At 65.0% G+C, this 11,809-nt stretch carries 13 protein-coding genes; 8 read left to right on the plus strand and 5 right to left on the minus strand.

Annotated features, from left to right (window positions below):
- The first annotated feature begins 40 nt into the window (after positions 1-40).
- The 6 genes from asnB to DB032_RS18425 all read left to right on the plus strand — a co-directional run bounded on the left by asnB (position 41) and on the right by DB032_RS18425 (position 6,381).
- Complete coding sequence (gene asnB / locus DB032_RS18400) at positions 41-1,897, plus strand: asparagine synthase (glutamine-hydrolyzing) (protein ID WP_107800741.1); 1,857 nt, start codon at positions 41-43, stop codon at positions 1,895-1,897.
- Between the two features lie 336 nt (positions 1,898-2,233).
- A complete protein-coding gene (locus DB032_RS18405) occupies positions 2,234-2,776 on the plus strand; it encodes an iron transporter (protein ID WP_019100457.1) in 543 nt (180 codons plus the stop codon).
- 140 nt (positions 2,777-2,916) lie between these two features.
- Complete coding sequence (locus DB032_RS18410) at positions 2,917-3,237, plus strand: cupredoxin domain-containing protein (protein WP_255411676.1); 321 nt, start codon at positions 2,917-2,919, stop codon at positions 3,235-3,237.
- A 45-nt stretch (positions 3,238-3,282) separates the two neighbouring features.
- Positions 3,283-4,107 carry an FTR1 family protein gene (locus DB032_RS18415; RefSeq protein WP_107800743.1) on the plus strand — a complete coding sequence of 275 codons (825 nt, stop codon included), beginning with the start codon at positions 3,283-3,285 and terminating at the stop codon, positions 4,105-4,107.
- Positions 4,104-5,546, plus strand: coding sequence for a 4Fe-4S binding protein (locus tag DB032_RS18420; RefSeq protein WP_107800744.1), 1,443 nt, complete (start codon positions 4,104-4,106; stop codon positions 5,544-5,546). Before DB032_RS18415 ends, DB032_RS18420 begins: the two co-directional genes overlap by 4 nt.
- Before the next feature lie 73 nt (positions 5,547-5,619).
- Positions 5,620-6,381, plus strand: coding sequence for an ABC transporter substrate-binding protein (locus tag DB032_RS18425; protein WP_107800745.1), 762 nt, complete (start codon positions 5,620-5,622; stop codon positions 6,379-6,381).
- Here the strand turns inward: DB032_RS18425 and ybaK are convergent.
- From ybaK to DB032_RS18450, 5 genes are all read right to left on the minus strand, one after another.
- Positions 6,365-6,847, minus strand: coding sequence for a Cys-tRNA(Pro) deacylase (gene ybaK, locus DB032_RS18430; RefSeq protein WP_107801986.1), 483 nt, complete (start codon positions 6,845-6,847; stop codon positions 6,365-6,367). The two genes, DB032_RS18425 and ybaK, sit on opposite strands and share 17 nt — an antisense overlap.
- A 105-nt stretch (positions 6,848-6,952) precedes the next feature.
- On the minus strand, positions 6,953-7,582 hold the full coding sequence (locus DB032_RS18435) for a sulfite oxidase heme-binding subunit YedZ (RefSeq protein WP_107800746.1): 630 nt from the start codon (positions 7,580-7,582) through the stop codon (positions 6,953-6,955).
- 10 nt (positions 7,583-7,592) lie between these two features.
- Positions 7,593-8,510, minus strand: a complete 918-nt coding sequence (msrP, locus tag DB032_RS18440; protein ID WP_107800747.1) for a protein-methionine-sulfoxide reductase catalytic subunit MsrP — start codon at positions 8,508-8,510, stop codon at positions 7,593-7,595.
- Between the two features lie 73 nt (positions 8,511-8,583).
- Positions 8,584-9,519 (minus strand): TIGR01212 family radical SAM protein, encoded by a 936-nt coding sequence (locus tag DB032_RS18445; protein WP_107800748.1) that lies wholly within the window; start codon positions 9,517-9,519, stop codon positions 8,584-8,586.
- 90 nt (positions 9,520-9,609) lie between these two features.
- Positions 9,610-9,876 (minus strand): hypothetical protein, encoded by a 267-nt coding sequence (locus DB032_RS18450; protein WP_233246735.1) that lies wholly within the window; start codon positions 9,874-9,876, stop codon positions 9,610-9,612.
- Positions 9,877-10,022: 146 nt separating this feature from the next.
- Here DB032_RS18450 and DB032_RS18455 point away from each other — a divergent pair, with 146 nt between their 5' ends.
- Together DB032_RS18455 and metW are read left to right on the plus strand one after the other, a co-directional pair.
- Positions 10,023-11,165, plus strand: a complete 1,143-nt coding sequence (locus tag DB032_RS18455; protein ID WP_107801990.1) for a homoserine O-acetyltransferase — start codon at positions 10,023-10,025, stop codon at positions 11,163-11,165.
- Entirely contained in the window at positions 11,162-11,767 is a 606-nt protein-coding gene (metW, locus tag DB032_RS18460; RefSeq protein ID WP_107800749.1) for a methionine biosynthesis protein MetW, read from the plus strand. Before DB032_RS18455 ends, metW begins: the two co-directional genes overlap by 4 nt.
- Positions 11,768-11,809: the final 42 nt, after the last annotated feature.

Raw genomic sequence — 11,809 nt, forward strand, 5'->3', positions numbered from 1 at the left:
GGCGGCTTGCCGGGCGCGTTGCCCATTCGGACAGAAAATCATGTGTGGAATCGCCGGCTTCTTCTCTCAACGCCCCGCCTCCGCGGCCACCGCCCAGGCCATGTTGACGGAGCTGGGCCGGCGCGGACCCGACGCCGCCAATCAATTATTGCTGAACGCGGACTGGCAGCCTGCGGCGGACGGCGACATCCACAACGCGCTGCTGCACGCGCGGCTGTCCATCATCGACCCGCGGCCCATCGCCAATCAGCCCATGGCCAGCGACGACGGCCAGGTCTGGATCTGCTACAACGGCGAAGTCTACGACTGGGCCGCCGACAAGGCCGAACTGGAAGCCGGCGGCGCGCGCTTCGCCACCCACTCCGATACCGAATTCATCCTGCGCGGCTACCAGGCCTGGGGCATTGAGGCCCTGCTGCAACGGCTGCGCGGCATGTTCGCCTTCGCCATCCTGGATCTGAAGCAGCGCAAGGTGCACCTGGCGCGCGACCGCATGGGCGAGAAGCCGCTGGTCTATTCGCTGCTGGACGGCGATTTCGCCTTCGGCTCGCTGGTGCGCTCGGTGCTGCCCTTCTTGCCGCCGCAGCGGCGAGGCTTCTCCGCCGACGCCATCGACGCCTATCTGGCTCACCGCTACATTCCGTCGCCCGCCACCCTGTTCAGCCATATCCAGCGTCTGGAGAACGGCCACCGGCTGGAGTTCGATCTGGATACCCGTTCCTTGCGCAAGCTGCGCTACTGGCAGCCGGCCAAGGACGGTGGCGACTGGCTTCAGGAACTGGACCGCGCGGTGGCGATGCGCACCGTCGCCGACCGCCCGCTGGGCGTGCTCTTGTCCGGCGGCATAGACTCCACCGTGATCGCCAGCCGGCTGGCCACGCAGCAACTGACGCAATTCAGCAGCTTCACCGCCGCCTTCCCCGGCTCCAAGCTGGACGAGGCCGCCGACGCCGCCGACTCCGCGCGCAGAATGGGCCTCGCCAACCTGGCGGTGCAGATGCCGGACAATATGGCGGCGGATTTCGAACGCATTGTCGCCGACCTCGACCAACCCTTCGCCGATCCGTCCAGCTTCCCCACCTGGTATCTGTCGCGCGAAGTCAGCCGCCACGTCAAAGTGGTGCTGGTGGGCGACGGCGGCGATGAACTGCTGGCCGGCTACAAGCGGATCAACAAGCATTTGCGCACCCGCTGGCGCAGCCTGATCAAGCTGCCGCTGACGATCAAACCGTCGCTGGACGGCAAGGGCGCCGGCAAGCTGGCCACCGAGCTGGCGATGAGCTGGCAGGACGCCTATTCGCTGCGCTTCTCCGGTTTCACCCCCGGCCAGCGCCTGTTCCTGCAAGGCCAGCGGCCGCTGTCGCGGCTCTGCCACTGGCGCGCGCCGGACGACATCGGCCCGCCGCCGGCCAATGCGCCGGCCGGCCTGCACCATTTGCTGGCGATAGACTTCGCCAACTATCTGCCGGACTACATCCTGCAAAAGTCCGACCTGTGCACCATGGCCCATGGCCTGGAAGGCCGCGCCCCGCTGGTGGATCACCGCTTCTACCAGGCTTTGCTGGCGGTGGACGGCAAGCAGCGCTTCACCCAGCCGGCCAAGCTGATCTTCCGCCGCGCCATCCACCCGGCGCTGCCGGCGGACTTCTTCCAGCGCAAGAAGCGCGGCTTCAATCCGCCGCTGTCCGGCTGGCTGAAAACCAGCCTGGCCCCGCGCATGGACGGCCTGGGCGAGCGCCTGGCCCGCTTGAGCGGCGGCCAGCTGGACGCCGCCGCGGTGGACGCCTTCGCCGCCGCCTACCGCGACGGCGCGGAGCACCTGGCCGAGCAGATGCTGCAATTGCTGATCCTGGACGAAAGCCTGGCGCAGCTCAGCCGGCTGGCGGCGCAGGACTGAGAGTCGCCCGGAATCCAAGCCGGCGGAGGAAGCCGAATGCTCAAGGAGTTGACGACGCTTTCAAGGCCGCCTCGTCAACGCGCGCCAACACTACGGACGGGCGCTGAGCGACGCCGCGACGCATGCCATACCTATGGCCAGCGCCGCCCGGCGTCGCATCTGCTACATTCGACAACACATTTTCGTTTGAAAACGATAATGATTAGCATTAGTATTTTTAGGCAAGCCAAGCAAACAAAAATAAAGCGCTTACCCGCCAGGCTGGCGCCTTCAAGCGCCAAGCGGCCCGCTCGGGCCAAGCAGTGCCCTACTCAATTGAAACCAAAAGGAAACACTATGCGTCGCTTTGTTCAACTGGCTATCGCCACCGCAGCACTGACCGCTTCCGCCGCCGCCATGGCCAAGGAATACCCGATCGGCAAGCCGGCCCTGAAAAACGGCATGGAGATCGGCGCGGTCTACCTGCAGCCGACCAAGATGGAACCGGAAGGCATGATGCGCAAGGCCGAGGAATCCGACATCCACCTGGAGGCCGACATCCACGCCACCAAGAACAATCCGAACGGCTTCGAAGAAGGCGCATGGATGCCCTATCTGGTGGTCAAGTACGAGTTGAGCAAAGTCGGCGGCAAGGAAGTGCTCAAGGGCGATCTGATGCCGATGGTGGCCAACGACGGCCCGCACTACGGCGACAACATCAAGCTGCAAGGCCCGGGCAAATACAAGCTGAAATACACCATCCTGCCGCCGTCGGCCAATCAGCACGCCCACTTCGGCCGTCACATCGACAAGGAAACCGGCGTGGGCCCGTGGTTCAAGCCTTTCGAACTGAACTATGAGTTCACTTATGCCGGCATCGGCAAAAAAGGCGGCTATTAATCCCGTTGTTCTTGTAAAAACAGGATTAATGCGAATGAGAATGTAAACGCCAGTCATTCTCATGCGTTAAAATAAGACAGCGCATGCCCTCGCCTGCGCTGTTTTCAATCCGGAGACCCTTTCCGATGAAGTTCGCGCGCATGCTCCTGGCCGCCCTCGCGGCCTGCCTAGTGTCAATGTCCGTCCTCGCCGACGAGATGCCGGTGTTCAAGCTGGTGATGAAGGACGGCGTGTTCACGCCCGCCCGCCTGGTGGTGCCGGCCGGCAAGAAGTTCAAGGTTGAAGTGATCAACGCCGGCAAAACGCCGGCCGAATTCGAAAGCACGCCGCTGCGCAAGGAAAAGGTGCTGGGCCCCGGCGCGGAATCCTTCCTGGTGTTCCAGCCGCTGTCCCCCGGCGAGTACAAGTTTTTTGACGAATTTCACATGAAGACCGGCCAAGGCGTCATCGTCGCCAAGTAAACGCGGCCCGTCCGCCGTTTAAGGCCGTATTCAGGAGTGCACCTCATGGGACAAGTCCTATTCATTGTTTGGCGTGAAAGCGTCGAAGCCTTGCTGGTCGTCGGCATCCTGAATGCCTGGATGAACCAGAACCCGGCCGGCGCCGCCGGCAAACGTTATCTGTGGGCCGGCGTGGCGCTGGGCCTGTTCGCCGCCGTCGGCCTGGCCGTGGCTCTGTTCGCCGCCAGCAGCCTGATGGCCGGCGCGCAAGACGTGTTCCAAACGGTGATGGTGTTCACCGCCGCCGCGCTGATCGTGCATATGGTGCTGTGGATGCGCGAGCATGGCCGCACGCTGAAGAAAGAACTGGAGGCCGGCCTCCGCGAGAACGCCAGCAGCGCCAACTGGTGGGGCGTCACCTTGCTGGCCGCCATCGCCATCGCCCGAGAAGGCAGCGAAACCGTGGTCTTCCTCTACGGCATGCTGGCCGAGGCCGACGGCTCCACGCTGGCCAGCATGAGCTTCGCCGCCTTGATCGGCCTGGGCCTGGCCTTCCTGACCTTCTATCTCTTGCAGCTGGGCGGCAAATACCTGTCCTGGCGCTTGTTCTTCCGCATCACCGAAATCATGCTGCTGCTGCTCGGAGCCTCGCTCTTCCTCAGCGGCGTGGAAAAGCTGATCTCGATGGACATTCTGCCGGCGCTGATCGATCCGCTGTGGGACAGCTCCGCGCTGCTTGACGATATGAGCCCCGCCGGCGGCGTCGTCGCCTCGCTCACCGGCTATCGCGCCCACCCCGCCCTGATGAGCCTGATCGCCTACGCGCTGTTCTGGGCGACAATCTGGGCGCTGTTCCAGTGGCGCAACCGCAAGCAGACGCTGGCCGTATGAAATCCGCCCGCCCGCCCCTTCCCCATTCCGCCGACGCTTGCGCCGGCGCTTCCTGTAGTCAGCCGACGGCCCCCGGTTTCATGGCCGCCGTCGGCTTGTGGCTGCGCGATCACGCCGGCCTGCTGCGCGCGCTGCAATGGGGGATGGTGCTGGTCTACGCCGCGCTGCTGATCGTGCCGGCCTGCCTGGACCTGCCCGGAGACACCGCCCGGATCTGGAACAATCTGACCATCTTCGCCCAATTCGTGTTCTGGGGCATCTGGTGGCCCTTCGTGCTCTTGTCCATGGTGCTCTTCGGCCGGCTGTGGTGCGGCGTGTTGTGCCCGGAAGGCGCGCTGTCCGAATGGGCGGCCAAGAAAGGCCTGGGCCGGCCCATCCCGCGCTGGATGCGCTGGGGCGGCTGGCCCTTTGTCGCCTTCGCGCTGACCACCATCTACGGCCAGTTGGTCAGCGTTTACCAATACCCCAAGGCCGCGTTGCTGGTGCTGGGCGGCTCCACCGTGGCCGCGGTGATCGTCGGCTTCATCTACACCCGCGGCAAGCGCGCCTGGTGCCGCCACCTGTGCCCGGTCAACGGCGTGTTCGGCCTGCTGTCCAAACTGGCGCCGATGTACTACCGCGTGGACGAGGCAGCCTGGAAAGCCTCGCAGCAAGGCAAGGCCATCCCGATACAGGCGGTGGACTGCGCGCCGCTGCAACCGCTGCGCCATATGCAAGGCGGCAGCGGCTGCCATATGTGCGGCCGCTGCAGCGGCCATCGCGACGCCATCGAACTGAGCCTGCGCTCGCCCACTGAAGAAGTGGTCAAAGTCGCCGCCAAGGAAGCCGACGGCTGGCAAACCGCGCTGATTGTCTACGGCCTTCTGGGCGTGGCGATGGGCGCCTTCCACTGGACCATGAGCCCCTGGTTCGTGGCCATGAAGCAGGCGGCGGCGGAATGGCTGGTGGACCGCGACATACTGTGGCCGCTGGACACCGAGGCGCCGTGGTGGCTGCTGACCCACTACCCGCAGCATAACGACGTATTTTCCTGGCTGGACGGCGCGGCGCTGATCAGCTATGTGCTGATCACCGCGCTGGCGCTGGGCAGCGGCCTGCTGCTCTGCCTGGCGGCCAGCGTGCGCATCGCCGGCCCCTGGCGGCTGCAACGCCTGCACCACCTGGCGCAGAGCCTGATCCCGCTGGCCGGCTGCGGCGTGTTCCTGGGTCTGTCCGCGCTGACGGTGACGCTGTTGAAAGCCGAAGGGGTGCCGATGTTCTGGGCCAACGACGCGCGGCTGGCCTTGCTGGCCGGTGCCAATCTGTGGTCGCTGTGGCTGGGACGCGCCATCCTCGCGCGTTGGAGTTCCGGCTGGCGTCAGGCGCTGGCCTTGCTTCCCTTGCTGGCGGCGCTGGCCCTGGTGGACGCCGCCTGGGGCTTCATGTTCTGGTGGTGGTAGCCGTCCCGCTGGCGACGGGGTGGGCGCTGTGCGATAACAAAGCATGCTCCCACCCTGATCCTGGAGTCGCGCCATGTGGCGTCCGCTGCTGCTTGCCCTCTATTGCCTGGCCGCGACCGCGCGCGCCGAAACGCCGGCGATAGACTTCGCCACCGGCGAGTGGCCACCCTATGTGTCGCGCAGCTTCACCGCCGACGGCGTGTTCGCCGACATGGTGCGGCAAATCTGCCGACGCGCCGGCTATACCGCGCGTTTTCACTATATGAGCTGGCCCCGCGCGGAAGCCGAAGTCAAGGCGGGCCGCGCCGCGGCGGCCTTTCCCTACCGGCCGACGCCGGAACGCGCGCTCAGTTTCGATTTCTCCCCGCCGCTGATCCACAGCAGCAGCTACTTCTTCTACTACAAGCCCCGGCTCGCCAATCCCCCCTACGACTTTCACAGCCTGGCCGACTTGCGCGCCTACCGCATCGGCGTGCAGCTGGGCTATTGGTACCAGCCGTTGTTCAAGCAATACCGCCTGAACACGCTGAACACCAACGACGAGGAAAACGCGATCAGGCTGCTGCGCGCCGGCCACCTGGACCTGGCGCCGCTGACGCTGGAACGCGGCCTGTTCCTGATCCGCACCCAGGCCGCCGGTCAGGAGCGCGACTTCGCCTACATTCCCACGCCGCTGGACAAGGCCACCTCGCTGTCGCTGATGTACTCGCGCACTTATCCGAACATCGTCAAACTACGGCGCGCAATCGATCAGACCCTGCAAGCGATGCAGGCCGACGGCAGCCTGCAAGCCATTTACCAGCGCAACTTTCCCGAACTCAAGCCGCGGCGCTGACCAGAACCGGCTGCAGCACCCGCTGCGCGTCCTTGGGCGACATCCCGATCAGAAAACCGCGCTTGCCGCCGTTGATGTAGATGCGCTCCAATTCGACGATGCTGGCCTCCATATACACCGGCATCGGATGGCGGGCGCCGAAAGGACTGGTGCCGCCCACCTGGTAGCCGCTGTGCTTGTCCGCGGTCTTGGGATCGCAGGGATGGACCTTCTTGACGCCGATCTGCTTGGCCAGCATGCCGGTGCCCACTTCGCGGTCCCCGTGCATCAGCACGATCAAGGGCCGCTTGTTCTCGTCCTCCATGATCAAGGTCTTGATCACGCAGTGCTCGTCCACGCCCAACTCCCGCGCCGACACCGTGGTGCCGCCCTTTTCCTCGTACTTGTACAGATGCTCGCTATAAGCGACCTGATGCTCGCGCAATACCCGGATCGCCTGAGTGACCGGGGCTTTCTCCTTGGACATGATCTTCACGGTGAAAAACAAAACGCCACTGTAGAAGTTTGAGCGCCGGCTGGCAAACCCCAAGCCGCCGCTTAGCCGCTCCAGTGCGGGGGGATTTGTCCCAACTCAAGCGCCGCCGGGCCGGCGCAGCCGCCACCACAGCCGCAGCCCCAGCAGCACAGCCAACACCGCCGCGTAGATCAAGGGCTGGCTCAGGTCCTTCTTCACCAACCACCAGTAATGGATGACCGCCAGCAAGGCCGTCGGATAGACCAACCGATGCAAGCGGCCCCAGTTGCGCTTGAGCCGGCGCATCCAACCCTGGGTGGAGGTCAGCGCCAACGGCGTCATCAGCAAGAGCGCGGCGAAACCGACGGTGATGAAGGGCCGCTTGTAGATGTCCCTGACGATGCCGGCCCAATCGAAAAACTGGTCCAGCCACAAATAGGTGAGGAAATGCAGGCTCAGGTAGAAAAAGGCGAACAAGCCCAGCATGCGCCGGCACTTGAGCGGCCAGCCGCCAGCCCCCAAACGCCGCAAGGGCGTCATCGCCAGCGTCGCCAGCAGCCACACCAAGGTCCAGGTGCCGGTGGAACGAGTGATGAACTCCACCGGGTTCACCGCCTCGCCGGACAGCACAATCCAGGCGGCGCGCGCCAGCGGCAACAGACAGACCGCGAACAGCAGGCATTTGAACCAGGCCAGCGCGCGATCGGCCGGCCGGGCGGAAGCGGATTTAAGGCGCAATGTCGTCATCCTCGCCCCATCAATAGTTCTTGCGCAGATCCAGGCCGCGGTACAAACCCGCCACCTGATCGGCATAGCCGTTGAACATCAGCGTCTTGCGCTTGAAGAACTCGCCGATGCGGCGCTCGCTGGCTTGGCTCCAGCGCGGGTGATCCACCTCCGGGTTCACATTGGAATAGAAACCGTACTCGCGCGCATTGGCCCTATTCCAACTGGTGGCCGGCATGGTTTCCTGCAAATGGATGCGCACGATGGACTTGATGCTCTTGAAACCGTATTTCCACGGCACCACCAGGCGGATGGGCGCGCCGTTCTGATTGGGCAGCACATCGTTGTACAGGCCGACGGCCAGAATGGTCAGCGGATGCATCGCTTCGTCCATGCGCAGGCCCTCGCGGTAGGGCCAGTCCAGCACCCGGCCGCGCTGGCCGGGCATTTCCGCCGGCCGCTGCAGAGTTTCAAAGGCCACGTACTTGGCGCGCGAGGTCGGGTTCATCTGCTTGAGCAGACTGGCCAGCGGAAAGCCCACCCATGGAATCACCATGCTCCAGCCCTCGACGCAGCGCAGCCGGTAAACGCGCTCCTCCAGCGGCATTTTCAGCAATTGCTCGATGCCGAAGCTGCGCGGCTTGGCCACCTCGCCGTCCACCAGCACGTTCCAGGGACGGGTTTTCAGGCTGCCGGCATTCGCCGCCGGGTCCGACTTGTCGGTGCCGAACTCGTAGAAATTATTGTAGCCGGCAATCTCTTTCAGGCTATTGGCCTTGTCGTTGCCGGCCAGCGTCGACAAGGGGCTTTTCTTGGCGGCCAGCGCCGCCAGCGTCTCGGCGGACAGCAGCAGGCCGGCGCTGCCCAGCATGAAGTGGCGGCGGTTCAGGTACACGCCTTCCGGCGTGATGTCCGACGAGGGAATATCGGCGGGTTTCTTGATCAGCATGGCGGTGTCTCCAGTCTTTACCCCCATGAGTCGGGAGCGGCTCCTGAATCTGACAATCGACCACGCCGATAATTTACGCAAGCGGCTCCGCATCCGCCCACCAGGCCTGACCCAAGGCACTGCCCTGGCCGCCGTCGCGCGCCAGGCGCCGGCCTATGGCCTGCAAGGCGGTCCAGCGCGGCCCGCACCAGTCCGGCGCGATCAAGGTGGGCGCTTGCGCGGTGGCCGACACCCGATGGTAAACCACCTGCGGCGGCGTGCGGCGGATCAGGCTGGCCGCCAGCTCGGCGTAGTCGTCCAGGCTCCACGGCGTCACTTCGCCGCGCCGGTATTGCGCCGCCATCCGCGATCCGCGCACCACCATCAGCGGATGCAGCTTCAGCCCTTCCACGCCGATATCCAATACCGTGTCCAGCGAGGCGTGGACGGCGGCGGCGTCCTCGCCGGGCAGTCCGGCGATCAGATGGGTGCAAATCTTGAGCCCGTGCCGGCGCGCGCGTCGCACCGCGTCGCGATATTCGGCCAGGCCGTGGCCGCGCCGGATCAAGGCCTGGGTCTGGTCATGCGCGGTCTGCAAGCCCAGTTCCAGCCACACCTCGCCGCCTTGGTCCTGATATTCCGCCAGCAGGGCCAGCGCGGCGTCCGGCACGCAATCCGGCCGGGTGCCGACGCACAGGCCCACCACATCGGCGCCTGCCAGCGCCTCGTCGTACAGCCGGCGCAGCAGCTCGGTTTCGGCATAAGTGCTGGTATAAGCCTGGAAATAGGCGAGGTAGCGCCGCGCGCGGTCGGTCTTCTCCTTCTCCCGCGCCAACTGCTCGCTGATAGACAAGGCGGCCGGGTCGCGGCCGAAACTGCGCACATTGCAAAAGGTGCAGCCGCCGCGCCCCAGCGTGCCGTCGCGGTTGGGACAGGTGAAATCGCCGGCCAGCGACAATTTGTGCACCGGCTCGCCGAAGCGGCGTTTCAGATAATAGCCAAAGGTATGCAGATGCCGGGTCAGGTCCATCGCCAAACAAAGCCCAAAGCCGGGCAGTCTAGCAAGCAGGCCGCCCGGAAGCGCTGAGCGGGATCAAGGATGGACGCGGCGGCACCGCTCTTAAAGACGATGCCAGCCCAATAGATACAGCAGCGAAAACAGCCCGGCGCTGAGCAGCAGCGCCAGCGCCAAGGTGCTGAACAGCTCGTGCAGGCTCTGCCGCTGGTGCCGGTTGAGCAGCCAGCGCGCCAGCATCAGCAAAACGCCGCACAATACGAAAAACTTGAAGAGACGACCGAACATGGCGGGCCAGCGGAAGAAAGTCGCCCGATTATCCGGCGCGCCGCCCCGGCTGGCAAGACGGCTGTCGCCGGCGGCGAAAGACATGCTAAAGTCCTGGCTGTAGCCTACAGGAGGCTCCGCGACAGAGAATGGCCGGCATGGACCGGCCGCCGGCGGAGCGACAGCATGCGCGCAGCCGGCCCCGGCTCGCCGCGCATGCCGAAAATAGCAAAAGAGGCACTCAAGTCACCATGTCCGACCTCCACGACTCCGTCGGCATCGTCACGGCCCAAACCGCCGTGTTCGATACCCCCTTGCCGCTGAACAGCGGCGCCGTCCTGCCCGGCTATCAGCTGCGCTTCGAAACCTACGGCGAGCTCAACGCCGCCAAAAGCAACGCCATCCTGATCTGTCACGCCTTGTCCGGCCATCATCACGTGGCCGGCCGGCACCAGGCGGACGACAAGGCCGCCGGCTGGTGGGACAATATGGTGGGCCCCGGCAAGCCCATAGACACCCGCCGCTTCTTCGTGGTGGGCGTCAACAATCTGGGCGGCTGCCACGGCAGCACCGGCCCGTCCAGCGTCAATCCGGCCACCGGCCGGCCCTGGGGTTCCGGCTTTCCCGTCGTCACCGTGTCAGACTGGGTCACCAGCCAGGCTCGGCTGGCGGACCGGCTGGGCGTGGAACGCTGGGCGGCGGTGATAGGCGGCAGCCTGGGCGGCATGCAGGCCATGCAGTGGAGCATCGACTACCCGGAGCGCATCGCCCACGCGCTGCTGATCGCCTCCGCGCCCAAATTGTCGGCGCAGAACATCGCCTTCAACGATGTGGCGCGCCAGGCCATCCTCACCGATCCAGAATTCCACGGCGGCGATTTCTACGCCCACGACGCGCTGCCGCGGCGCGGCCTGCGGCTCGCGCGCATGCTCGGCCACATCACCTATCTGTCCGACGACGGCATGGGCGAGAAATTCGGCCGCATGCTGCGCTCCGGCGAGTACCGCTTCGGCTACGACGTGGAGTTCGAGATCGAATCCTATCTGCGCTATCAGGGCGACAAGTTCTCCGACGCCTTCGACGCCAACACCTATCTGCTGATGACCAAGGCGCTGGACTACTTCGATCCGGCCAAGGACTTCGGCGGCGATCTCGTCGCCGCGCTGAAAAAGGCCAGCGCCCGCTTTCTGGTGGCCAGCTTCACCAGCGACTGGCGCTTCTCCCCGGAGCGCTCACGCGAAACCGTCAAGGCGCTGGTGGCCGCCAACCGGCCTGTGTCCTACGCCGAGATCGAATCCGTCCACGGCCACGACGCCTTCTTGATGACCGATGAGCCCTATGTCCAATTGATGCGCGCCTACCTCGACCGCGTGGCGCGGGAGGTGCAAGCATGAACGCTCCGCAAACCACGGCGCCCTTGCGCGCCGACCTGCGTCTGATCGCCGACTGGATCGCGCCCGACAGCCGCGTGCTGGACCTGGGCTGCGGCGACGGCGCGCTGCTGTCCTGGCTGGGCAGCAACAAACAGGTGGTCGGCTACGGCGTGGACCTGGATGTCGGCAATGTCGTCAAATGCGTAAACGCCGGCGTAAACGCGCTGCAAGGCGATCTGGAAACCGGCCTGGCCGAATTCGACAGCGACGCCTTCGACCACGTGGTGCTGTCGCAAACCATACAGGCGATGCGCGAGACCGAGCAGATCCTGAACGAGATGCTGCGCGTCGGCCGCGAAGCCATCGTCACGTTTCCCAACTTCGGCTACTGGGAAAACCGCTGGCAGATCCTGCAAGGCCACATGCCGGTCTCCGACACCATTCCCTACCAGTGGTACGATACGCCCAACATTCACTGGTGCATGCTCGGCGACTTCGAAGCGCTGTGCGCCAAGAATCGGCTGCGCGTGGTGGAACGCGTGGTGATGAACGGGGTCAAACGGGTGACTTTCATGCCCAATCTGCGCGGCAGCCTGGCCTTCTACCGGGTGGCGCGCCAATAACAACAAGCGGCGGGCTCGTCTCGCCGCGCGATCCGTAGAAAC

Source organism: Chromobacterium sp. Panama (assembly GCF_003052555.1).
Taxonomy (GTDB): Bacteria; Pseudomonadota; Gammaproteobacteria; order Burkholderiales; family Chromobacteriaceae; genus Chromobacterium.

What these genes read in the sequence shown, in the direction of transcription:
- asnB (WP_107800741.1), top strand. Translation starts at nt 41, where the DNA reads ATGTGTGGAATCGCCGGCTTCTTCTCTCAACGCCCCGCCTCCGCGGCC.
- DB032_RS18415 (WP_107800743.1), top strand. Translation starts at nt 3,283, where the DNA reads ATGGGACAAGTCCTATTCATTGTTTGGCGTGAAAGCGTCGAAGCCTTG.
- DB032_RS18410 (WP_255411676.1), top strand. Translation starts at nt 2,917, where the DNA reads ATGCTCCTGGCCGCCCTCGCGGCCTGCCTAGTGTCAATGTCCGTCCTC.
- msrP (WP_107800747.1), bottom strand. Translation starts at nt 8,510, where the DNA reads ATGCTGATCAAGAAACCCGCCGATATTCCCTCGTCGGACATCACGCCG.
- ybaK (WP_107801986.1), bottom strand. Translation starts at nt 6,847, where the DNA reads ATGTCCAAGGAGAAAGCCCCGGTCACTCAGGCGATCCGGGTATTGCGC.
- DB032_RS18420 (WP_107800744.1), top strand. Translation starts at nt 4,104, where the DNA reads ATGAAATCCGCCCGCCCGCCCCTTCCCCATTCCGCCGACGCTTGCGCC.
- DB032_RS18450 (WP_233246735.1), bottom strand. Translation starts at nt 9,876, where the DNA reads ATGTCTTTCGCCGCCGGCGACAGCCGTCTTGCCAGCCGGGGCGGCGCG.
- DB032_RS18445 (WP_107800748.1), bottom strand. Translation starts at nt 9,519, where the DNA reads ATGGACCTGACCCGGCATCTGCATACCTTTGGCTATTATCTGAAACGC.
- DB032_RS18455 (WP_107801990.1), top strand. Translation starts at nt 10,023, where the DNA reads ATGTCCGACCTCCACGACTCCGTCGGCATCGTCACGGCCCAAACCGCC.
- DB032_RS18405 (WP_019100457.1), top strand. Translation starts at nt 2,234, where the DNA reads ATGCGTCGCTTTGTTCAACTGGCTATCGCCACCGCAGCACTGACCGCT.
- DB032_RS18435 (WP_107800746.1), bottom strand. Translation starts at nt 7,582, where the DNA reads ATGACGACATTGCGCCTTAAATCCGCTTCCGCCCGGCCGGCCGATCGC.
- DB032_RS18425 (WP_107800745.1), top strand. Translation starts at nt 5,620, where the DNA reads ATGTGGCGTCCGCTGCTGCTTGCCCTCTATTGCCTGGCCGCGACCGCG.
- metW (WP_107800749.1), top strand. Translation starts at nt 11,162, where the DNA reads ATGAACGCTCCGCAAACCACGGCGCCCTTGCGCGCCGACCTGCGTCTG.